Source organism: Streptomyces sp. NPDC002306 (assembly GCF_053593435.1).
The window spans coordinates 1-20,363 of record NZ_JBSFCK010000031.1 but is presented as its reverse complement, the minus strand read 5'-3'; the positions used below and the strand labels follow the sequence as shown (position 1 = coordinate 20,363).

Sequence of the window (20,363 nt, the reverse complement as noted above, 5' to 3'; positions counted from 1 at the left end):
ACCGTGGCGACCCGATGGGCGCCGTCGCTCGCGCCCGCACTCCCGCGGGGCGGGTTCGCGGTCGCGGACTCCGGCTGGGGATAGCCTCAGGATGCCGCAGGCTTGGTGTTTCACGGTGAAGATTTCGGATCATAAGGGGTCTTGATGCATGGCAAGGTGCGCCCCGGCGCCACGGCGGAGCAGGCGCACGCCCAGATGGATCGCCTCATCGCACTCGGCATCCTCGCGCAGCACGACGTCGCCCAGCGCCTGGGCGTCAACGTCACCGACCTGACCTGCCTCGGATTCATCATCGAAGCCGCCGACCAGCCGCTCACCGCGGGCGCTCTCGCCGAACGCGCCAACCTCACGACCGGTGCCATCACGGGCGTCATCACGCGCCTCGAACGGGCCGGCTACGCACACCGCCAGAACGACCCCGCCGACCGCAGGCGTGTCCGTGTCGTCGTCGACCCCACCGCTCTCCAGCGGCTCTACGAGGTGTACGAGCCCAACTACCGCAAGTTCGCGGAGCTGTTCGCGCGGTACACACCCGACGAGATCGCGGTGCTCTCCGACTGGCTGACGCGGGCGACTGAACTCCTTCGCTCCTCGACCGACGAGATGCGTGCGAACGGGGAGCCGTCCGAGCCGGATCCACGCTCCTCTCCGACGAGCGACAGCTCATGACCCGCGGCATCACAGAAGACCCACGGCTCGTAGCAGAGGCGTCGGCGGCCCCACAACCCTCCTGATGCCAACTGGTGGGCGTGCGACTGTGGTTGCCCGCGCCATGCCGTCGTCGCACACCAGACCCTACGGTTCCGCCACGCCCGGTGTCGCCGGCGCACAGCGATGCGCAGGCGACCTCAGGAGCACCGGGCACCCATCCGGTGAAGGAGCCGCCCATGTACCCGCCGCACTCTCGGAAACGGCCACCGCGCCGGTGGGGCCGCCTCGTGCCTCGCCTCCTCGCTGTCGTCGCGCTCGTACTCGGTGCCGCTCTCGCCGGTCCGGTGACCACCGCGGACGCCGCGGTCACGCTCACCCGTGTGACCGGCTTCGGGTCGAATCCGGGCGCGCTGAACATGTACGTGTACCGGCCGGCGTCGCTGCCCGCGAACCCGCCCGTGATCGTCGCCCTGCACGGGTGCACACAGAACGCTCAGGTCTACGCGGACAACTCCGGGCTGGTCCAGCTCGCCGACCGTGACAAGTTCGTGCTGGTGCTCGCGGAGACCACCTCCTCGAACAACCTCAACTCGTGCTTCAACTGGTTCCAGAGCACCGACAACCAGCGGGGCCAGGGCGAGACGCTCTCGATCCGGCAGATGGCCGGCTACGCCGTCTCCACGTACGGGGCGGATCCTCGACGTGTCTTCGTCACCGGTCTGTCCGCGGGCGGCGCCATGACCGCGGTCATGCTGGCCACCTACCCCGACGTCTTCTCCGCCGGTGCGGTCGTCGCGGGCCTGCCCTACAACTGCACGAAGGACAACAGTCCCTACACCTGCATGAGCCCGGGGGTGGACCTCAGCCCGAGCCAGTGGGCCCAACGGGTGCGCGACGCGTACCCCTCGTACACGGGGCCGTGGCCACGTACCGCCATCTGGTACGGAGACCAGGACACGACGGTCGTGCCGCGCAACGCCACCGAACTGCGCGACCAGTGGACGGCACTGCACGGGCTGTCCCAGACCCCCACCCGCACCTCCGCCATCGGGCCCGACGCGACCCGGCACGACGAGTACGTGGCCTCCGACGGCACGGTCGCCGTCGAGGTGAACCGGGTCCCCGGCATCAACCACGGCACCCCGGTCGATCCCGGCACCGGCAGCGAACAGTGCGGCGCCACCGGAGCTCCGTACTTCCTGGACTCGATCTGCTCCAGCCACTGGATCGCCCGGTTCTTCGGTCTCGACGGCTCCGGCCCCGGGCCGGGTACGCTGCCCGCGCCCACCGGGCTGAGAGCGACCACGGTCACGGACACCAGCATCGGCCTGAGCTGGAACGCGGTGAGCGGTGCGGCGGACTACGTCGTCTACCGCGACGGCAGCGCCGTCGCGACGCCGACCGGCACGTCGTACACGGACACCGGCCTCGGCGCGGGAACCTCGCACTCGTACGCGGTCGCCGCCCGGGACACCGGCGGCACGGCGGGAACACGCTCCGGGACGGTCACGGCGACCACCAGCGGCAGCGCGGCCGCCTGCTACGGCGGCAGCAACTACGCCCATGTGCAGGCGGGACGAGCCACCACCAGTGGCGGCTACACCTACGCCAAGGGGTCCAACCAGAACATGGGTCTGTACAACACCTTCGTCACCCACACCCTGAAAGAGTCGCCCACCGGCTACTACACCATCGCCGACAGCGGCTGCCCCTGATCGCGCGCCCGCATCCGTCGCGTTCGGTGAGGTGACACGGCCCGCCATGGTGTGCGCCCCTTCCGTCCGGACCGCGGCCATGGTGGGCCCACACATGGTCCCCGCGGTCACCGTGCCTCCAGCCTCCGGCCTGGCCGCCGTTCGTCCCGGAAGCCGACCCGGCTCCCGAGCCAGAACCCGACCGGGCACTCGCACCCGCCCCAGAACGACCGGAACCCGACCCGAACCCGGCCCACAACTCGAACCCGACCCAGACTCGACTCGGAGGCATCGGATGCTCCCACCGCGCACGGCCACCACTCCACCGCGCAGACGGCTCAGGCGGCGTGCCGCCCTCGGAGCACTGTCGCTCGCGGCCGCCTGTTCACTGCTCCCCGTGGCATCACCGACCGCGGGTGCGCAGGGAACGCCGGACGACGGCCACTGCGGCGGCCGCGCCCCGGTGCGCGTACCGGGCGCGGCCCACCAGCAGGCCGCCTGTCTGGATGAGCTGACCACGGCCGGCACGGTGACCTCCGGCCACACCGACCCTGCCGACTTCGCGGGTCTCACCCCCCGGGACCTGGCCACGCCGAGCGGTGTGCCGGGAATCCAGATCGACGGCTACTTCCCGGACTCGTCGACCACCAACACCAACCACGGCTGGAACCACGACGCGCAGTTCGTCATCCGATTGCCCGACCACTGGAACGGCGGTCTCGTGGTCTCCGGGACACCGGGCAACCGCGAGCAGTACGCCAACGACCGGGCGATCTCCGACTGGGTGCTCTCGCGCGGCTACGCCTTCGCCGCCACCGACAAGGGCAACACCGGCCTCGCCTTCTACCGCGACGGCCGCCGGCCCGGTGATGCCATCGCCGAGTGGAACACGCGCCTCACCCAGCTCACCCGGGCCGCCCGCGCCGCCGTCACGCAGCGGTACCACCGGCCGCCTGCCCGCACCCTCGCCACGGGCCTGTCCAACGGCGGCTACCTGGTCCGATGGCAGTTGGAGAACCATCCCGAGCTGTACGACGGCGGAGTGGACTGGGAAGGCACCCTCTGGCGTTCCGACGGCCCCGGCCTGCTCACCTTCCTGCCGCCCGCGCTGCGCGACTATCCCGTCTACGCCGCCGGCGGTCCCGGCGCCGACGAGGCCCTGGCGGCCCTGCACAAGGCCGGTTACCCGGCGGGCTCCGAGTTCCTGTGGCCGTACCACCACCAGGTCTACTGGGATCTGACGCAACGCGTCTACCGGGAGGAGATCGACCCCGGTTTCGACGGTACGACCGAGGCGGGCACCCCGTTCTGTGCCCCGGGCACCCCGTCCTGCGACGCCGACTACGACTACGCGACCCGGCCGCCCTCGGTCCACCGTGCCGTCGACCGCATCGCCCTGACCGGGCGGATCGGGAAGCCTCTCATCACGCTGCAAGGCACACTCGACGTGCTGCTGCCGATCAGTCAGGACTCCGACGTCTACGCCCGTATGGTGCGCCGGTCCGGACGGGGCGCCCTGTCGCGCTACTACCGCATCGCGGACGGTACGCATACGGACTCCCTCGTCGACGTCTTCCCCGACAGGCTCCGGCCGATGGTCCCCTGCCATCGCTCGGCGTTCACCGCGTTGGAACGGTGGCTGAGCGGCAACGGCCTCCCTCCGGCGAACCACACCGTCGAGCGCCCGGCGGAGGCGGACCCCGCGACGCTCCTCACCAACTGCCGCCTGAGCTGAACCACCCCAGTACGTCGGCTGCTACGACAGCGGACGCAGGACGGTGACCGCCGGCCTTGGCCGGCGGTCACCGTCCTGCGCGCGTCCACGCCGTCCCCGGCCCTGCCACCCGCTCGCGACATCGGTCGCGTGCGGCGATGGGAATTCCGCGCCGCCGGGCACCCCCCTGTCTTGCCGGAATCCGAAAAGACCGTGCCACCACATCTATCCGCGCGGAAGGCCCGGCCGGAATACCTCTTTGGACAGATATCCGTAGCCGAAGCGGGTGCGGATTGGTCTGGGAAACAAGTTCATCCGATGTGGTGATCGACCAATCCGGTGGCCTTCCGGAACCGGATTCCCCACGTGACAGACGACGAGAACACGCCGCGCCTCCCGGGCCGCCGGACGCCCCGCCACCTGGGCGCCGCGCACGGCGTACCGGCGAAATGCGCCGCGCTCCGCGTCGCCGATCGCTCTCCTCACGCTTTCGACACCGCTGACGAACCGGACTCCCGTGCGGAATTCCCGTGGTGTCGGCGTCTTTTCCTACAGGTCCCAGGAATTTCCGTCCTCCGACCTTCCCGTGCACCGGCGACCATTGCCGCATCGATCAACAGGAGAAACACCATGAACACCCGCATCCGTCGTACCGCCATCACCCTCGCCGCGGTCGCCGTCCTGCCGCTGGCTCTGAGCGCCTGCTCGGACAACAGCAGTGACTCCGCCAAGTCCGACTCCTCCGGCAAGGCGACCGCGTCGGCGACGGACGAGGGCATGGACGGTTCGACCGGAGCCGCCTCGGCGGACCAGCCGTTCGGTTCGGCCTGTTCGGCCGTGCCCAAGGACGGTGCCGGTTCGTTCGACGGCATGGCCCAGGACCCCGTGGCCACCGCCGCCTCCAACAACCCCGCCCTGTCGACCCTGGTCGCCGCGGTGAAGAAGGCCGGTCTGGTCGACACCCTCAACAACGCCCAGAACATCACGGTCTTCGCACCGACCAACGACGCCTTCGCGAAGATCCCGAAGGCCACCCTGGACAAGGTCCTCAACGACAAGGCCCAGCTCACCAAGATCCTCACCTACCACGTGGTGGGCGAGCAACTGGCTCCGAAGGACCTGGAGAACGGCTCCTTCGACACGCTGGAGAAGTCGAAGCTCACCACCTCCGGGGCCGACGAGTCCTACATGGTCAACGACTCGGCGAAGGTGGTCTGCGGCAACGTCAAGACCGCCAACGCCAACGTCTACATCATCGACAGCGTGCTCATGCCCGCCAGCTGACGCGCCACCGGTTCGCCGGGCGGCCAGTGTTGCGCTGACGCCCTGCCCGGCGGACCGACTCCCGCGACGGGGACGGCCAGGGGTCGGGGCGATCGCCCCGGCCCCTGTGTGGTGCGCGCGCAACCGTCCTCGGCGGCACACGGCGCAAAGTCCCTTCGCCACCGAACCGCCCTCGCGCGCGGCTGATCGGCTCGATCAGCCGATCAGATGCGGGGGAACAGCGAGGTCCGGAGCGCGGAAGAGGCGTGCCAGGTCCGCCGCTTCTCCCCGGGCGCACACGGCGGCGACGACGTCGATCAGGTTGTCGTAGGCCACGGACATGCGGCCTTGGCGGGCTTCCGCCATCCGGCCCCAGGTGTCCCCGGGCAACATCTCCACCTGGCAGAGCGCCGCCAGATCACGAACCGTACTCTCGCTGATCCTGGCGGAGTCGCGCGCGGAGCCGTCCCCTTCGGCGCCGAACTCCGTCGCGTCGAGGCCTCCGCCGCGGAAGCGCTGCCATGCCTCACCACCCGTCAAGAACCCTTGCTCAGAGGCTACTTCGACAGCCGTGTCGGTTCGCGGCCGGCCCGGAGTCACGCGGATCCAGCGTCGCTCACCGGCATTCCAGAACTCCGTACTCCATAGGTCGTCGAGCGTTCCCCGGCCGAGTCGGGTGCCGAAGCCGCATCTGACCCGGGCGGCATAGCCCTTGGACTGCAACAACGCGCAGGCGAGCGTGGCCGAGTGCCTGCTCGTTCCGACCACTCGCGCGGCGGGCGAACGCGGGTGGTGAAGGGGTTCGGGCAGGCGCTGGGCCAGGATCGCCAGGAGATCGCGGACCGGCCGGACGCCCTGATCCTCCGTCCGGCGCTCGGAAACCCCGAACGCCGTCGCCTCGCCCGGCGCGACGACCAGGGCCTGCGCGGCTGCGCATATCGCCAAGGGGTCGTGGGTCATGCCCTGGAGGAGCCAGAACTGACCTGGGTCGATGGTGGTGAACGGTCCGGGGTGGAGGTAATCGATTACGAGGTCAGTCATAGGCACTGAGTGTAGGCAGCGGTGGTCACCTTGTGACGCCTTTGGCCCAACCGGTGAACGAAGTTGTTGTGGCCGGCCAGTTGTCAGCTCGACGGACGATCCAGTGCCGGAAGGCTCACCGTGGTACCGCCGGGGCAGCACCACGGCGGTTCCACTGGTCGAGGACGAGGGGAACGGTGGCCGCGAAGCTCGTCGCGGCGACACCCCCGAACCTGGCGTCGGAACGCATCAGATCGCCCACCACCTGCGCGGTCAACCGGTGCCAGGTGCGCGAGCGGCGCAGCATCGCGTGATCGCCGTCGCGGATGAGGACGACGCCGGACCGGGCTCCCGCGTCCCGTGCGCGGAACACGAAGTCCGTCGAATCGGCGGCCCGGGTGACCCGGTCCCGGTCGCCGTGGAGGACGACGACGCTCTTGCCCCGGAGATGGTGCACCGGTTCACCGGGCGGCACCCAAGGAGCGAGCGCGAGGACGCCACGGACCGCGGGATGGGCCGCCGCCCGCAGCGCGGCACGGGCGCCCATCGAATGCCCCACCAGGACGACGGGGACGTCCCCGCTCAGCACGCCGAGGGACGACAGGGCGGCGAAGGCGTCCTCGACCGGGTCGCCGCCGTTCCAGCCGCGGTAGCGGTAGCGCACCTGGCCCAGCAGCACATGGTTCAGAGGAAGCCCCTCCGCCGCCGCGCGCAGCACCGGACGCATCCGCAGCGCCTCGGGATGCCAGGGCCGGGAGACCTGCCGGCTGTCCGGGCGTCCCCCGTGCAGCGTGAACACCGCCGCGCGCACCGTCTCCGGGCGATGCCGCACCACGAGGGCGGTTCTCGGCTCCGAGCCGGCGACCGGGTATCCGGGCATGTCATCCCTCGTTCTCTTTCGACGCGCGCAGGCCCTCACACCGACGGACCCCCGGGGGGGGAGCCGTCGCCGCTGCGGCGACGGCTCGGCCGCGCCCCGGCACTGCTGTGCATGACGATGTCAGACATCACCACGGGCAGGGGCACTCACCACCGACGCGCGGCGGGAGTGGACAGGAGCGGGACACCAGCGGGACGCGCGGCTGGGCATCGCGCGGCGCCTGACCAGCGGCACCTGACCGGTGGCACCCGACCCGGCCGCGTCCGACCGGCCTGTCCGAACGTGAACGCGAATGCCTTCCGCCGGCAAGGGGGCACGGCGGTGATCAGCCCGCCGAGCAGCCCGACGCGGAATCAGGGTGATCATGCGATGCGCCTCCGAAGTGACGTCCGGCCGTTGCGACCCGCTCACTCATGGTCCGAAGCCGATCGCCCCCGCGGATTGGTCCGGCGCGCCATTCGCTCACACGCGGACCACCCCACTTGCCGAAGCCGCGAGCCCCCGCCTGCCCCACAACAGACCGGCAGACCGGCAGACCGGCGGCAACGACGGAAGGGCTCCTCCGGGCACATGGCCTGGAGGAGCCCCACATCGGTCGTCCGAGAAGGCGCGGCTACGGCGTCACGGCGCGAGGAGCAGGCTGTCGCCGCGCTCCTTGGCGGCGGCGTAACGCCTGGCCACGTCCTGCCAGTTGACGACTGCCCACATGGCGTCGATGAAGTCGACCTTCTGGTTCCTGTACTGGAGGTAGAAGGCGTGTTCCCAGGCGTCGAAGACCAGGATCGGGGTGGAACCCTGGCCGACGTTGCCCTGGTGGTCGTAGACCTGCTCGACGATCAGCCGCCCGCTGAGCGGCTCGTAGGCGAGCACACCCCAGCCCGAGCCCTGGGTGGTCGCGGCGGCCTTGGTCAGCTGCGCCCTGAATCCCGCGTAGGAGCCGAACGACTCGGCGATGGCGTCGGCGAGTTCACCCACCCCGTCCGCCGCCAGCGGTTCGCCGCCGCCGTCGCCGGTCATGTTGTGCCAGTAGATGCTGTGCAGGATGTGTCCGGAGAGGTGGAAGGCCAGGTTCTTCTCCAGGCCGTTGACCGAGCCCCACGACTCCTTGTCCCGCGCTTCCGCGAGCTGCTCCAGCGTGTCGTTCGCGCCCTTCACATAGGCCGCGTGGTGCTTGTCGTGATGCAGCTCGATGATCTCGGGGCTGATGACCGGGGCGAGCGCCGAGTAGTCGTACGGAAGCTCCGGGAGCGTGTACACCGGCATGTCCAACGTCCTCCGACTTAATTGCGAATGATGTGCAGCTGCACGCTAACAGCAATAAGTCACCGTATCGATCAGGCGTCACACAGGGGCGCCCCGACAGCCGGAGCGTTCCGCCGCATCCGATCGCGACCCCGGAGCCGAATAGTGCGGTATGAGTAGATTGAAGTGAATCCACGGAACCGTGCAGGGCGGAGGACCGAGCACGTCCAGGAATCGACCCAGCGTCAGAGGTGGAACGATGACGGAACAACTGCACCCTCCCGGTGAGACACCGCCCGTCGAAGGATCGACCGCCGAGGCCCACACCGAGCGACCGGACGGCGGCCTGTGGGAACACCCGTTTGTCTGGCTGTCGCTGATCGTGATCGGCTGCGCACTCATCGCCGCGTTCTTCGTGGCCCGCATGATCGATCTGTGAGGCGTACGCACACCGGCGGACGCAGGCGCGACGCGACCGCCGGAGCGGGACTGAGCGACCTCAGGCGGGGCACACGCACGAAGGAGCCTCGTCACCCCTATCCCCGCGGCGGCGAGGCTCCGCGCACTCCGGTCGGCACCACTGCGACGCCGGAGGGTGGGACAGACACGGCGTGGGGTCCACCGGAAGGAGCGAACCGTGGTCGTTTCAGCCGGACAGGCCCCCGAACGGCCCGCCTTCGCGCCGACCACCCCGCCCGTGCTCGCCACGCTCGCCACACAGGCCGAAACCGCGACGAGCGCCCGTACGATGCACACCCATGTCCAGATCGGTACGAGTCAGCACGGTAGGTCGCATGTCCGCTGAGTCCCAGTCCGCCTCGGCCGACCGTCCGCCCGCCCTGGCCGCGCTCGCGCCGGCCCGCGGCCGCATCCGACGACCCGCCACCTGGTGGCCCGTGCTGCGCCGTACGGCGGTGTCGATGTGGCGCGACGACATCACCGACTACGCGGCCGCCCTCACCTACTACTCCATCCTGGCCGTGCTGCCCTCCCTGCTGGTCGTCGTCATCGCCTTCAGCCTGATAAGCCCGGACACGGCCGTGGAATTCATCACGCAGGTGACCACCTACGCCCCCGGACAGTCGGGGATCGAGCTGCACAACGTACTGACCCGCACACTGCACGACGGCTCCGCCGCCTGGACGCTGCTGTCCGCCTGCACCGTGAGCGCGTTGTGGTCCGCGTGCAGTTATCTCGCCGTCTTCCGCCGCGCCCTGCACCGGATGCACCACGTGAGCGACCACCGCTCCCCCTGGCGCAAGGCCCACCGCATCGTGCTCACCGCTCTCGCGCTGCTGGGACTGCTCCTGTTCAGCGCCCTGTTGCTGCTGCTGACCGGTCCGGTCGCCGAGGCCGTGGGCCGCCTGATGGGGCTCGACGTGGTGGCCGCGTGGGTCTGGGGAGTGCTGCGCTGGCCCCTTCTGCTGTGCCTGGTGGGGCTGTTGGTCGTGATCGTCTTCCACACCGGGCCGGTACCGGCGCGCCGGCGCAGTCTGCCGGGCGGCGCCCTGGCGGCCAGTCTGTGGCTCGCCGTCTCCGCGGGTTTCGCCGTCTACGCCTCCGCCCTGAGCACCTACAGCAGGCTCTACGGATCCCTCGCGGGCGTCGTGGTCTTCCTGATCTGGCTGTGGCTGTCCAACCTGGCGCTGCTCACCGGCGCCCAGTTCACCGCCGAACTCGGCAAGAAGGCGCCGGAGCAGGCGGATTCCGCTGACGCTGCCGACGGACGGCTGCCGTGAACTCCGGGCGGACCGCGTGCGAGCCGGTGCCGCCGGTCGTCCCGCGAAGCACCGACGGGGTGCCCGGATCATCCGGACACCCCGCCTGATCGGGTCAGATCACTGCACGATGACCTGGGCGCCGCCCGTGACGCCGCCGGACGTCACCGAGATCGTGACGGTGCCGGAGCGGTGGGCGGTCAGGTCGCCGGTGGAGGGATCCACCGAGGCGACCTTGGGGTTGCTGGAACTCCAGACGTGGGACGCCGGGTTCGCGATCGGGATGGTGAGCGGTGCGATGTTGTCGCCGGCGATCTGGTCACCGGTCGCGGTCAGGGTGACGCGGTCGCCTCGGGTGATCGGGTCCTTGGGGCCCTTGACCTTGATCGAGGCGAGAGCGGGCTCGACGGTGTACTGCAGGTCACCGTCGTCGCCGATCCGGACCAGACCGAAGTGGTAGATGCCACCCTGGTCGGCCGGGGCGTAGGCGGGCATGCCGAGGTCCGCGAAGGTGAACTGCGGGATGCCGCCCTCGGCGGTGGTCACGTGCTCGCCCTCGGGATTGAGGATCTGCTCGGCGAAACCGCGGGCGTGACCGTACATCATGATCACGTGCTGCTTCGGGTGCGTCTCCTGGAAGCGCTGCACCAGGCGCAGGTACATCCGCGCCTCCCAGCGGTCCGTGAACTGGCTGTTCGCGGCCGGGTGCGGGTCGTAGGCCGGCATGTGGGTGATGACCAGCACGTCCTTGGCCGTGGTGTCCGTCAACTGCTGGACCAGCCACGGGTACTGCACGCCCTCGGGGTTCTGGAACGGGTCCGAGGACTGCAGGCTGCCGTGCGAGTTGTCGGTGACGATCATCCGCGCCGCACCCTGGGTGTAGGCGTAGTGGGTCTCACCGAACGTGTCGCTGAAGTTGCCGTTCTCGGAGTCGGCGCCCTGGGTGATCTCGTGGTTGCCGACGATGTCGCGCTCGGGGATGCCGAGGGCGTCCATCTTGGACTTGGCGAACTGCAGGTCCGCCAGCTTGCCGTCGTCGGGCATGTCGCCGAGGAACTGGGCGGAGTCCGGGCGCGCCTGCGGGGTCAGGGTGGGCAGCCGCTTGGCGATGGAGTCCATCACGTTGCTGCTGACCGAACCCGGGTCACTGGCGAGCATGTGCGCGTCGTCACCGGTGAGGATCGTGGTGCCGCGCTTGGCGAAGTCCGCGGAGTCCTGCTCGAAGGAGAGCCACTTCGGGTTCTGCGGGATCGCCTGGTACTCCGGCGCCGTGACCGGTCGCGGCGAGTACAGCGCCTGCAGGCCCGCGACGTTGAGCGAGCCGCTGTAGGCGGTGCTCGGGCTGATCGCCAGGAAGTCGATGAAGCTGATGGTCAGCGGGAACTGCATGCCCGCCGGCAGCTGCGCGACCGCCAGGTGCCAGTCCTTCCAGGTGACGAACGTCGGGTAGAGCGTGGTGGACGAGCCGTTGACGCCGATGTACTTCTCGGCGAGCTCGATGCCGTTGCCGTCGCCCTTGATCCACACGCCGATGGCGGTGGGGACCTGACCGTTGTTGGTGTCGGTCTTCAGGGTGACCCGGGGCGAGAGCACCAGCTGCTTGACGCCGGACGCGGCCGGCATCGAGTAGTCGAGCCGCAGCGAGCCGGACTCGGTGGAGCCCGGCGGGACGACGCCGGGGTCGGCGACCAGCGCGGCGGGCTTGCCGGTGGTGTTATTGCTGAGCCGCCAGTTGTCGAGGCTGCTCACCGGGTCGATGACCTTGCTGACGCTGCCCACGGCGATGGAGGTGGTGCCGGTGGCTCCGGCGACCTGCGCGCTCACCTCGGCGAGACCGCCGTTGTCGGCGCTCGCGGTGAACAGGCCGTGCGAGTCGACGGTGCCCAGCTTGTCCGGCGTGACCTGCCACTTGGCGGCCTCGGCGGGGATCTGCACCTCGTCGCCGCCCTTGACCGTGCCGGTCAGAGCGAGCTGCTGGGTGGCGCCGTTGTCGAGGTCGGCCTTGTCGGGCGAGACCGTGAGGGTCTGGAGCTTGCTGACGACCTCGAGCTTCTCGGAGGTCCAGCTCTTGCCGTTGAAGGCGTTGATCCGGCCCTCACCCGTGCGGTGCGGGGTGAGCTTGCCGTCCTCGTACGAGGCCAGCGACGCGGGCGAGATCTCGACGTGCACCTGGCCGGCCGCCGGGTTGGCGAACCGGTCGAGGGAGTGCACGGGCAGCGGGATGGAGCCGCCGGCGACGGTGGTGACCGTCTTGCCGCCGTTGACCACGACCTTGACGGCGGGGCCGGCTTCCTTGGCGGTGGAGTAGAAGAAGATGCCGTTGGCGACCGGGCGCTCGGTGTTGCCGGGCAGGTCGGACGGCGTGTTGACGACCTCGGCCTGGTCGGCGCCGGGGGCGCGGCTGACCATGCCGGTGGAGCCGCCGCCGTCGAAGAGCATGGCGGTGTAGGCGCCGTGGGCGACCATGTAGCCCGCGGCCTGGTCCGCCGTCACGCCGAAGGCGGTGGAGGCGCCGCCGTGGCCGTCGATGGCGACGACGATGGCGTGCTTGCCGTCCTTGGTGATGCCGACGGCCGTCTCCGGGTTGGCGCCGCCCGGCGGGGTGCCGGTCGGGTCCTTGTAGACCTTGCCGTCCTTCACCAGGGTGTCGACACCGCTGATGAGCTGGGTGACATCGTTATCCGGAGACAGTTGAGTGGTCAGGCCAATCGTGTCGCCGACGTGCAGGTTGTCGGCGAGCCACTGACCGCCCTCGCCGGCGCCGAGCAGGCCGAGCCGGCCGGTGGCGAGGCGCTGCACGGTGGTGACCGCGCTCTGCACGCTGTCGACGACGAAGCCGCCGTCGGTGGTGTGGCCGAGCACCAGGGTGGAGGGCTTGGCCAGCCCCGGAGTCTCGCCGAGGTCGGGCGTGACCTCGGTGATGCCGCCGGAGGTCAGGTCGTTGACCGTGTTCACCGAGGTGAGCGCGTGGGTCGCGGAGCCCGCGGTGATCGTGCCCGAGAAGGTCTCGGGGCCCATCACCAGGCTGCCGTCGGGCTTGACGCCGAGCTGGGAGGCGAAGCCCGGCTTCGGGCTCTTCAGCAGGTGCCCGTCGACCATGACGCCGCCGAGCGGACGGCCACTGGCGTGGATCTCGAAGTAGTCGCCGTTCACGCCCGCCACCGCGTGGGTGCGGTGGGCCATCGACGACGGGGTCTCGTCCGCCGGGTTGGTGATGGTGTCACCGGCCTCGACCATGCCGACCCGCAGGTTCGGGTCGCGCAGGTCCGCCGTGAGCACCTGCATGTGCTGGCGGCCACCGACGGTGTCGTACGTCTCGCTGTAGTGCTTCAGGCCGCGGGTGACGGTCTCGGCCGGCGTGCGGGTGTGGTCCACCACCAGCGGCCAGTTCTCCGGGGTGTCCGGGAGCCAGTTCCGCCCCGCCGCCTGGCTGTCTGCGGCCGGGTCCTCGGCGGAACCGAACGCGGTTCCCGCTCCGGCCACGGCACCGGCGAGCGTCATCGCCGCCGCGGTCGCCACGGCGGTACGGCGGAGGCCGACCCCCATGGTTCTCTTCGTTTTCTTCGTCTGAGGTGTCATTACGTGCTTTCCTACGGGCATACACGCCGGTGGGTCACCGACGTGCACGAACACCGCACACCCGCAGGGCGGACCGCACGTTTCCATTCCGCGTGGCACAGATGACCATCAGATGCGCCGCCGGACCGCATCCATTCAGGTCACGTTAACTGTGCACCGTGAAGCACCCAGAGGGCCGGTGAGCTGGGGCTTCGGTCTCACGTCCGCCGACCCCCATCGGACGGTGGGCGGCCGTACCGTGACCGGCGCGGGACGTCGTCGGTTCAGTCGCTCAGTCGTCGCGCGATGTCCGCCAGGTGCCTGCCCTGGTACTCGGCCGCGGCGAGCGTCGCCTCATCGGGGCCTTCCCCGCCACCGCTCGGCCAGCTGGTTCCGTAGGGGTTGCCGCCCGCCGCGAAGAGCAGCGGATCCGTGTAACCGGGCGGCACGATGACGCAGCCCCAGTGGTAGAAGACGTTGTTCAAGGACAGCACCGTCGACTCCTGCCCGCCATGGCGGTTCATGGCCGAGGTGAAGCTCGTGGCCGGCTTGTTGTGGAAGACGCCGGCCTGCCACTGGCCGCCGGTCCTGTCGATGAACTCCTTCAGCTGCGCCGACGCGTTGCCGAAACGGGTCGGCGTGCCGAAGGCGTAGGCGGTCGCCCAGGCGAGGTCGTCCAGGGTCGCCTCCTGCACGGAGTCCTTGGTCGCGTCCACGTGCGCACGCCAGGCGGGGTTCCCGTCGATCGCGGTGTCGGGCGCGAGCTCGCGAACGCGCCGCAGCCGCACCTCCGCTCCGGTGCTCGCGGCACCGTTCGCCACCGATTGGGCGAGCTGGTGGACGTTTCCGGTGGCGCTGTAGTAGATCACCGCGACACGAACACTCACAGTTTGCTCCCGTTCCTGATGGACCACGGAGAAGATATCAACCCTTCGACCCTATTGCCCTCTTTGCCTGATTCGGCTCGATCGGGAGCGATGGTTGATCGGGAACGAGGCTCGATGGGGAACGGGGTCGGTCAGGACGGGGCGCCGGCCAGGATCTCCACCTTGCCGGTGTCGAGTGAGTAGTAGGCACCGACCACGGCGAGGGCGCCCTTGCTCACGAGCGGGGCGAGATCCTGGTTGGAGCGCAGCTCGTTCGCGGCCAGCTCGACCTGGGCCCGGGCCATCGTCTCCACCGGGTCGTCCCCGCCCCGGCGGACCGTCTCCTCGTAGGCCGGCCGCAGAGCCTTGACGATCGCCTGCAGGTTGCCGGGCAGCGGCTTGTCGTCACGCAGGGACTTGTACGCGGCCTCGACGGCGCCACAGCGCTGATGACCGAGAACGACGACGAGCGGGGTCCCACCGGTCATGGGTCCGTACTCGACGGAACCGGTGACCACCGGCTCGATCGCCTCGCCGCCCGTGCGCATCACGAAGAGGTCCCCGAGCCCGGTGTCGAAAAGGAGCTCGGGCGGCACCCGGGAGTCGATGCACGAGAGGATCGCCCCGAACGGCTCCTGCCGCTGGGCCACGAACTCACGCCGGGTCGGGTCCCGGTCAGGGTGCTGGAGGTCTCCGCTCACCCAGCGCTCGTTGCCCTCCATCAGTCTCGCGAACGCCGCCGCGGGCGTCAGCTGCCCGGCATTCGACGTGCTGCTGGCCATCGGCTCCGGCGTGGCGATGGTCGCCGATGTGGCGGCGCCGGTCGCCGAGCAGCCCGCGAGCGCGGTCGTGGCGCCCGCGACCGCGCCGACGAGCAGAGCCCTGCGGCCCGGAAGTCCCGCGCCCCGGCTACCAGTCCCGGACACTGGCGTGCATCTCCCATACGAGGATCTCCGCGGGCTGATCGGCGAACACCTTCTGGCCGCCGGTCGCCGTGAAGCGCACCGAGTCACCTTCGGCGAGCGCGCCCTCACCTTCCAGCATGACGTCCCCGCGGGCCACGAACAGATGGAGGAAGGGCGCCTCGGGCAGCGTGACGGAACCGGTCGCGGGAATCCGTGCGGCGTGCAGCGCGGCGTACTTGTTCCGGATGCGGATGGCGGAGGAGTCGGCGTGCTTGTCCATGCCGGAGGCGACCGTGGTCAGGCCGCCGCTCAGCACGTCGTCCTCGATCTCCACCTGCTCGTAGCCGGGCGTGATTCCCGCCTCGTCCGGGACCACCCACATCTGCACGAAGTGCACGGGGTCGGCATGGGTGCTGCCGCCCTCCAGACGCCACGAGTCGTTCTTCTCCGAATGCAGAATTCCCGTGCCCGCGCTCATCCGTTGAGCCAGGCCGGGATAGATCAGTCCGGAGTGTCCGGTGGAGTCCTGATGCACCAAGGACCCCTGCAAAACCCAGGTGACGATCTCCATGTCCTGGTGGGGATGCGTCTCGAATCCGGTCCCCGCGGTGACGATGTCGTCGTTGTTCACCAACAGCACACCGTGATGCGTGTTCTGGGGATCGAAGTGGCGCGAGAAGGAGAACGAGTGCTTCGAGTCGAGCCACGACAGCTCCGTCTTGAAGCGATCGTCGGCGCGTCGCACATCGACGGTCGGTTGCATGGCCGAGGTCACCGCGACTCCCCCTCCACAGCCTTCGCCGTACCCGCGTGGCCCGTCACAGCCTGCTCCTCGACGCCACCGGCATCGGGATCTCGGGCACGACGTCACCGGACGTACGGGCGTCGACATGGAGCTGAGCGCAGTGCTGATCCGCGATCTCGGCGCAGATCCCGGCCACCTGCTCACACAGGGGTGTGCCGATGTCGGCGGCGTTCAACGCCATGACCATCTTGTACTGGAGATCATCCACTGAGCCTCCCGTGGCGCCGATCGACAGCTCCACGCTAAAGGGCACCCTGACGCTTCGCCATTCGCCCGAGGCCGGGCGCCCCGAGTCACCGCGCGCGAACGAAGGCGGGAGCGCATGATGGAGACGGTGCCCTGCGGCAGGCGGAGACCGGACAGCGGCCTGGGAGACACGGACATGGCAATTCAACGGTCGAAGGATCAGGCGTGGCCGCCCTTGCGGGTGAGTGACTGGGTCGAAACCCGGGACACCCTGCACATGTGGACGCAGATCGTGGGCAAGGTACGTCTCGCCTACGCTCCCCTCGTCAACCACTGGTGGCAGGCGACGCTCTACGTCACTCCGCGCGGACTGGGGACCTCCGCGATCCCGCACCGGTTCGGCGCCTTCGACATCGAGTTCGACTTCGTCGACCACCAGATGCGGATACGCGACAGTGGCGGCGCCACCCGCACCGTGCGCATGGAGCCCAAGTCGGTGGCCAGGTTCTACGACGAGACCATGCGTGCGCTGCGTGAACTGGGCATAGACGCGGTCATCCAGCCGCACCCGAACGAAGTCGAGGGAGCGATCCCCTTCGCCGAGGATCACCGCCACGCCTCCTACGACGCCACCGCCGCCCATCTGTTCTGGCGACAACTGCTCCAGGCCGACCGTGTCATGGGTGAGTTCCGCGCGTACTTCACCGGCAAGGTCAGCCCGGTGCACTTCTTCTGGGGAGCCATGGATCTGGCGTGCACACGGTTCTCCGGACGTCCGGCCCCCCAGCACCCCGGCGGCATACCGAGCTGTGGCGACTGGGTGATGATCGAGAGTTACTCGCGAGAGCTGAGCAGCTGTGGTTTCTGGCCGGGCGGTGGCGAGGAGGGCGCGTTCTACTCCTACGGCTATCCGGAACCGGACGGCTTCGCGAAGTCACCGGTATCCCCGGCCGACGCGTTCTACAGCGGGGAGTACGGCCAGTTCATCCTGCCCTACGAGGCCGTACGCGCGAGCGCTGACCCCGACTCCGTCCTGATGGAGTTCCTCCAGTCCACCTACGCGGCCGCCGCGCAGTGCGGCGACTGGGACCGGGCCGATCTGGAGACCGACCCTCGGCGGTGGGAGGAACGACAGCACCTGCACGCGCGGTCCCGGTAGCACAGGTCATCGCGGCTGCCTCGCCCTCGCTCGGCGACATCAGTCACGGCCCGCGCGTAGGTCCGGAACCGCCACGCGGCGTCAGGTGCGGCGGTTCGCGCCGGGTGACGGTGTCCTGGGGGTGAACGCGGTCAGCAGGTGCAGGGCTGTCGTGCAGGTGGTGGCCAGCAGGGCGATCGCCGGTGCCGTCCAGCGGTCCAGGTTGCGCAGCGCGTCCGGTTCGACCTCGATGGTGACACGGACGAATCCCGCGTTGAGCGTGGTCACCTTGGCGGTGCGCGGCGCCGGTTCCGCCTGGTCGCGTTGCAGGGCCGCGCGGTAGTTGTTCTTGCGCTGGTTCATGCGGCCTCGGCCTCCTGACGCTTGAGGAGTTCGTTGGCGAGGTCCATGTATGCCGTTCCCTGAACACGGACCGGGCCGCCGAACGACTGGGAGTACAGGTCCAGCCGGGCGATCTGGGTGTCGAGCACGTCGAAGCCGCGTTCCGCGAGTACTTCCCGGGCGTCGGCGTCGGGACCGGTGCGGGTGGCGTCGGGGCGGTTGGTGCGGTTGAGCAGCACGGCGGTACGCGCCGGCCGGGTGCGCAGCGACTGTACGTCGGCCATCTCGGTCTGGATCGGCGCCATCCGGTCCAGTTCGATCGGCGCCGGGGTGACGGGCACGATCCACTCGTTGGCGTGGCGCATGACGCTGCGGGAGATGCGGGCGTGGTCCTCCAGCTGCGGGGCGTCGTGCACCACCGTTCGGCGCCCACCGAGGAAGTCGTCGACGCGGTGATGCACGTCGCCCACCGGAAGGGCGATCACGGGAAAGGGGAAGCCGCCGGCGAGTTCACTCCAGCGCAGCGCGGAACCGGCCGGGTCGCCGTCGACGAGCAGCGGGGGCATCCCCAGTTCGTACAGGGCGTGAGCCAGCCAGACAGCACTGGTGGTCTTCCCGACTCCGGGCTTCAGATTGACGAATGCACAGCTCAGCAGCACGTTCGTCACGGTATTGAGCCGGCGCCGCCCCTGCCGTCAGCCGCGCGGACGGGGGATCAGGGTTCACCCACGAAGCCCACGGAGCCATCACTCGTCCTCAGCATGAGTCCGGGGCCGTCCGTGCCCCGCGATCGCGGAGGCGGCCGACGGCCCGGCATTGTTCGCGGCGCCGTACACTCTCGTGGGCTCGTGAGCCTGAGGAGGCGTTCCCGTGACTGTCGTTCCCCCGCGTCGGCTGGCTCTCCTCGGCGGCGGCTTCTCCACGGACGACGACGGCCTGCTGGACGACTGGGTGCTCGGTCAGGCACGCACCCCCCGACCCAAGGTGTGTTTCGTCCCCACCGCCAGTGGGGACGCCTCGGCCTACGTCGAGCGGTTTCTCGCCGCGTTCCGCTCACGCGAGTGCGAGGCCGGTGTCCTGCCGTTGTTCCGAAGAGAACTCGACGACGACGCCCTGCGTACGTTCCTGCTGTCCCGGGACGTCGTGTACGTCGGCGGCGGGAACACCGCGAACCTGCTGGCGGCATGGCGCGTGCACGAAGTGGACCGGTTACTGCGTGAGGCCTACGACCGTGGCACGCTCCTGTGCGGCATCAGCGCCGGCGCCAACTGCTGGGCCGAGGGCTCGCACACCGATTCCTTCGGACCGCTCACGTTCCTGCCCGACGGGCTGGGTCTGCTGCCCGGCTCAGTCTGCCCGCACTACGACACCGAACCGGGCCGCCGCTCCTCCTACCGGGCGGCCGTGGCCACCAGCACCCTCGCCGCCGGGTGGGCGCTGGAGGACGGCGTCGGCGCTCTCTTCACGGACGGCCTCCTGACCGAGGCGGTGAGCCGCACGCCACGAGCCCGCCTGTACCGGGTCGAGCCGGACGGGGAGCGCGGATCGACGGAGCGAGCCCTGCCGTGCCGCCCGCTCGCCGAGGGACGGTGACTCCTCGTCGCCGCGCGGGCCTCGCGTCACCGGCCTCCCGGTCTCCGCCGTGGTCTCGCCGGGGCGGCATCCCTACGGGCCGGCCTCAGAGTGTTCCGCGGTGGCGGAGCGACGTTTGCGCAGGTGCCCCAGGAGTCGGCGGGTCGCGCCCTGTCCGATGAGGATGCCGAGCAGCCCGATGAAGGCGATCCACGGCGGGGCCGGGGATCTGACACCCATGGCCCAGTACAGGAGACCGGCCAGCACACCCACGGCGAGGGACAGGAAGAAGCTCCGCAGCCAGATCTTCGACTCGCTCCTCATGCCAGCCACCCCGGCAGGGCGAAGCCGATCAGCATGCCGGCCAGACCGACGAGACAGATGAACGGCGGAGCGGGAGAGGGCACCCTGAGCAGCGCGTACATGATGCCGACGACCAGACCGGCTCCGAAGGACGCGGCGTAGTCCATGTGTCATCCTCCCGGAACAACCCCACCAGCCGCTCGACGGCGGGGCAGCCGGCAGCACCACCGCCACCGATGAGGTCACGTCCGTGACTCCTCCCCCTCGTAGGGGGTTTCTCGCTATGCCGGTGCGGCTTCGCGATGGACCAGCCCGGCCCGTAGAACGTTGAGGGCGCCCACCGTGTCCGCGTGCGCCTGGTGGCCGCACGAAACGCAGTGGAACTTCTCCTGTGTGGGCCGGTTCTCCTTCGCGGTGTGCCCGCATGCGGGGCAGGTCCGGGAGGTGTTGCGGGGGTCCACGGCGATCACTTCCCTGCCGGCGCTTTCAGCCTTGCTGGTGAGGAT

22 protein-coding genes are annotated in these 20,363 nt (G+C 69.8%); 9 read left to right on the top strand and 13 right to left on the bottom strand.

Annotated elements, in window-relative coordinates; genetic code table 11:
* Nucleotides 1–144 precede the first annotated feature (144 nt).
* From ACWCQK_RS33835 to ACWCQK_RS33820, 4 genes are all read left to right on the top strand, one after another.
* Nucleotides 145–669, top strand: a complete 525-nt coding sequence (locus ACWCQK_RS33835; protein ID WP_451161652.1) for a MarR family winged helix-turn-helix transcriptional regulator — start codon at nt 145–147, stop codon at nt 667–669.
* Nucleotides 670–887: 218 nt separating this feature from the next.
* Nucleotides 888–2,366, top strand: coding sequence for an extracellular catalytic domain type 1 short-chain-length polyhydroxyalkanoate depolymerase (locus ACWCQK_RS33830; protein ID WP_451161650.1), 1,479 nt, complete (start codon nt 888–890; stop codon nt 2,364–2,366).
* Between the two features lie 274 nt (nt 2,367–2,640).
* Nucleotides 2,641–4,080 (top strand): 3-hydroxybutyrate oligomer hydrolase family protein, encoded by a 1,440-nt coding sequence (locus ACWCQK_RS33825; RefSeq protein WP_451161648.1) that lies wholly within the window; start codon nt 2,641–2,643, stop codon nt 4,078–4,080.
* Between the two features lie 609 nt (nt 4,081–4,689).
* A complete protein-coding gene (locus ACWCQK_RS33820) occupies nt 4,690–5,343 on the top strand; it encodes a fasciclin domain-containing protein (RefSeq protein ID WP_451161646.1) in 654 nt (217 codons plus the stop codon).
* A 195-nt stretch (nt 5,344–5,538) separates the two neighbouring features.
* Here the strand turns inward: ACWCQK_RS33820 and ACWCQK_RS33815 are convergent, their stop codons facing one another.
* From ACWCQK_RS33815 to ACWCQK_RS33805, 3 genes are all read right to left on the bottom strand, one after another.
* Nucleotides 5,539–6,282 (bottom strand): transglutaminase, encoded by a 744-nt coding sequence (locus ACWCQK_RS33815; RefSeq protein WP_451161644.1) that lies wholly within the window; start codon nt 6,280–6,282, stop codon nt 5,539–5,541.
* Nucleotides 6,283–6,478: 196 nt separating this feature from the next.
* Nucleotides 6,479–7,222, bottom strand: coding sequence for an alpha/beta family hydrolase (locus tag ACWCQK_RS33810; protein ID WP_451161642.1), 744 nt, complete (start codon nt 7,220–7,222; stop codon nt 6,479–6,481).
* 621 nt (nt 7,223–7,843) lie between these two features.
* A complete protein-coding gene (locus tag ACWCQK_RS33805; RefSeq protein ID WP_451161640.1) occupies nt 7,844–8,485 on the bottom strand; it encodes a superoxide dismutase in 642 nt (213 codons plus the stop codon).
* Nucleotides 8,486–8,723: 238 nt separating this feature from the next.
* Between ACWCQK_RS33805 and ACWCQK_RS33800 the strand changes: the two genes are divergently transcribed.
* From ACWCQK_RS33800 to ACWCQK_RS33790, 3 genes are all read left to right on the top strand, one after another.
* Entirely contained in the window at nt 8,724–8,903 is a 180-nt protein-coding gene (locus ACWCQK_RS33800; protein WP_451161638.1) for a DUF6480 family protein, read from the top strand.
* 198 nt (nt 8,904–9,101) lie between these two features.
* On the top strand, nt 9,102–9,269 hold the full coding sequence (locus ACWCQK_RS33795) for a hypothetical protein (protein WP_451161636.1): 168 nt from the start codon (nt 9,102–9,104) through the stop codon (nt 9,267–9,269).
* Nucleotides 9,259–10,203 carry a YihY/virulence factor BrkB family protein gene (locus ACWCQK_RS33790; protein WP_451161634.1) on the top strand — a complete coding sequence of 315 codons (945 nt, stop codon included), beginning with the start codon at nt 9,259–9,261 and terminating at the stop codon, nt 10,201–10,203. Before ACWCQK_RS33795 ends, ACWCQK_RS33790 begins: the two co-directional genes overlap by 11 nt.
* 99 nt (nt 10,204–10,302) lie before the next feature.
* Here ACWCQK_RS33790 and ACWCQK_RS33785 read toward each other — a convergent pair whose 3' ends face one another.
* The 5 genes from ACWCQK_RS33785 to ACWCQK_RS33765 form a co-directional block, all read right to left on the bottom strand.
* A complete protein-coding gene (locus ACWCQK_RS33785; RefSeq protein ID WP_451161632.1) occupies nt 10,303–13,728 on the bottom strand; it encodes a phosphodiester glycosidase family protein in 3,426 nt (1,141 codons plus the stop codon).
* A 296-nt stretch (nt 13,729–14,024) separates the two neighbouring features.
* On the bottom strand, nt 14,025–14,627 hold the full coding sequence (gene wrbA, locus ACWCQK_RS33780) for an NAD(P)H:quinone oxidoreductase (RefSeq protein ID WP_451161630.1): 603 nt from the start codon (nt 14,625–14,627) through the stop codon (nt 14,025–14,027).
* Between the two features lie 131 nt (nt 14,628–14,758).
* Nucleotides 14,759–15,532 carry a carbonic anhydrase gene (locus tag ACWCQK_RS33775; RefSeq protein WP_451161628.1) on the bottom strand — a complete coding sequence of 258 codons (774 nt, stop codon included), beginning with the start codon at nt 15,530–15,532 and terminating at the stop codon, nt 14,759–14,761.
* On the bottom strand, nt 15,516–16,274 hold the full coding sequence (locus tag ACWCQK_RS33770) for a pirin family protein (RefSeq protein ID WP_451161718.1): 759 nt from the start codon (nt 16,272–16,274) through the stop codon (nt 15,516–15,518). The genes ACWCQK_RS33775 and ACWCQK_RS33770 overlap by 17 nt, the downstream gene beginning before the upstream one ends.
* 55 nt (nt 16,275–16,329) lie before the next feature.
* Nucleotides 16,330–16,524, bottom strand: a complete 195-nt coding sequence (locus ACWCQK_RS33765; protein ID WP_451161626.1) for a hypothetical protein — start codon at nt 16,522–16,524, stop codon at nt 16,330–16,332.
* A 174-nt stretch (nt 16,525–16,698) separates the two neighbouring features.
* Here ACWCQK_RS33765 and ACWCQK_RS33760 point away from each other — a divergent pair, with 174 nt between their 5' ends.
* Nucleotides 16,699–17,661 (top strand): DUF5996 family protein, encoded by a 963-nt coding sequence (locus ACWCQK_RS33760; RefSeq protein ID WP_451161624.1) that lies wholly within the window; start codon nt 16,699–16,701, stop codon nt 17,659–17,661.
* Nucleotides 17,662–17,742: 81 nt separating this feature from the next.
* Here the strand turns inward: ACWCQK_RS33760 and ACWCQK_RS33755 are convergent, their stop codons facing one another.
* Together ACWCQK_RS33755 and ACWCQK_RS33750 are read right to left on the bottom strand one after the other, a co-directional pair.
* Nucleotides 17,743–18,003 carry a hypothetical protein gene (locus tag ACWCQK_RS33755; RefSeq protein ID WP_451161622.1) on the bottom strand — a complete coding sequence of 87 codons (261 nt, stop codon included), beginning with the start codon at nt 18,001–18,003 and terminating at the stop codon, nt 17,743–17,745.
* Nucleotides 18,000–18,641 carry an AAA family ATPase gene (locus ACWCQK_RS33750; protein WP_451161620.1) on the bottom strand — a complete coding sequence of 214 codons (642 nt, stop codon included), beginning with the start codon at nt 18,639–18,641 and terminating at the stop codon, nt 18,000–18,002. Before ACWCQK_RS33750 ends, ACWCQK_RS33755 begins: the two co-directional genes overlap by 4 nt.
* 211 nt (nt 18,642–18,852) lie before the next feature.
* On the opposite strand from ACWCQK_RS33750, the gene ACWCQK_RS33745 reads away from it, so the two are divergent.
* Nucleotides 18,853–19,575 carry a Type 1 glutamine amidotransferase-like domain-containing protein gene (locus ACWCQK_RS33745; RefSeq protein WP_451161618.1) on the top strand — a complete coding sequence of 241 codons (723 nt, stop codon included), beginning with the start codon at nt 18,853–18,855 and terminating at the stop codon, nt 19,573–19,575.
* Nucleotides 19,576–19,647: 72 nt separating this feature from the next.
* On the opposite strand, the gene ACWCQK_RS33740 is transcribed toward ACWCQK_RS33745, so the two are convergent.
* The 3 genes from ACWCQK_RS33740 to ACWCQK_RS33730 form a co-directional block, all read right to left on the bottom strand.
* Nucleotides 19,648–19,878 (bottom strand): DUF1427 family protein, encoded by a 231-nt coding sequence (locus ACWCQK_RS33740; RefSeq protein ID WP_451161616.1) that lies wholly within the window; start codon nt 19,876–19,878, stop codon nt 19,648–19,650.
* Nucleotides 19,875–20,024: a DUF1427 family protein gene (locus ACWCQK_RS33735; RefSeq protein WP_451161614.1), complete on the bottom strand. Its 150-nt coding sequence runs from the start codon at nt 20,022–20,024 to the stop codon at nt 19,875–19,877. The genes ACWCQK_RS33740 and ACWCQK_RS33735 overlap by 4 nt, the downstream gene beginning before the upstream one ends.
* A 114-nt stretch (nt 20,025–20,138) precedes the next feature.
* Nucleotides 20,139–20,363 (bottom strand): zinc ribbon domain-containing protein (locus ACWCQK_RS33730; protein ID WP_451161612.1); only part of this gene is annotated, 225 nt, incomplete at its 5' end.

Excerpts from the sequence above, each read along its gene's own strand:
- ACWCQK_RS33830 (WP_451161650.1), top strand. The coding sequence starts at position 888 with ATGTACCCGCCGCACTCTCGGAAACGGCCACCGCGCCGGTGGGGCCGC.
- ACWCQK_RS33760 (WP_451161624.1), top strand. The coding sequence starts at position 16,699 with ATGGCAATTCAACGGTCGAAGGATCAGGCGTGGCCGCCCTTGCGGGTG.
- ACWCQK_RS33810 (WP_451161642.1), bottom strand. The coding sequence starts at position 7,222 with ATGCCCGGATACCCGGTCGCCGGCTCGGAGCCGAGAACCGCCCTCGTG.
- ACWCQK_RS33805 (WP_451161640.1), bottom strand. The coding sequence starts at position 8,485 with ATGCCGGTGTACACGCTCCCGGAGCTTCCGTACGACTACTCGGCGCTC.
- ACWCQK_RS33800 (WP_451161638.1), top strand. The coding sequence starts at position 8,724 with ATGACGGAACAACTGCACCCTCCCGGTGAGACACCGCCCGTCGAAGGA.
- ACWCQK_RS33815 (WP_451161644.1), bottom strand. The coding sequence starts at position 6,282 with ATGACCCACGACCCCTTGGCGATATGCGCAGCCGCGCAGGCCCTGGTC.
- ACWCQK_RS33755 (WP_451161622.1), bottom strand. The coding sequence starts at position 18,003 with ATGAACCAGCGCAAGAACAACTACCGCGCGGCCCTGCAACGCGACCAG.
- ACWCQK_RS33820 (WP_451161646.1), top strand. The coding sequence starts at position 4,690 with ATGAACACCCGCATCCGTCGTACCGCCATCACCCTCGCCGCGGTCGCC.
- ACWCQK_RS33770 (WP_451161718.1), bottom strand. The coding sequence starts at position 16,274 with ATGCAACCGACCGTCGATGTGCGACGCGCCGACGATCGCTTCAAGACG.
- ACWCQK_RS33825 (WP_451161648.1), top strand. The coding sequence starts at position 2,641 with ATGCTCCCACCGCGCACGGCCACCACTCCACCGCGCAGACGGCTCAGG.
- ACWCQK_RS33740 (WP_451161616.1), bottom strand. The coding sequence starts at position 19,878 with ATGAGGAGCGAGTCGAAGATCTGGCTGCGGAGCTTCTTCCTGTCCCTC.
- ACWCQK_RS33785 (WP_451161632.1), bottom strand. The coding sequence starts at position 13,728 with ATGGGGGTCGGCCTCCGCCGTACCGCCGTGGCGACCGCGGCGGCGATG.
- ACWCQK_RS33735 (WP_451161614.1), bottom strand. The coding sequence starts at position 20,024 with ATGGACTACGCCGCGTCCTTCGGAGCCGGTCTGGTCGTCGGCATCATG.
- ACWCQK_RS33790 (WP_451161634.1), top strand. The coding sequence starts at position 9,259 with ATGTCCGCTGAGTCCCAGTCCGCCTCGGCCGACCGTCCGCCCGCCCTG.
- ACWCQK_RS33835 (WP_451161652.1), top strand. The coding sequence starts at position 145 with ATGCATGGCAAGGTGCGCCCCGGCGCCACGGCGGAGCAGGCGCACGCC.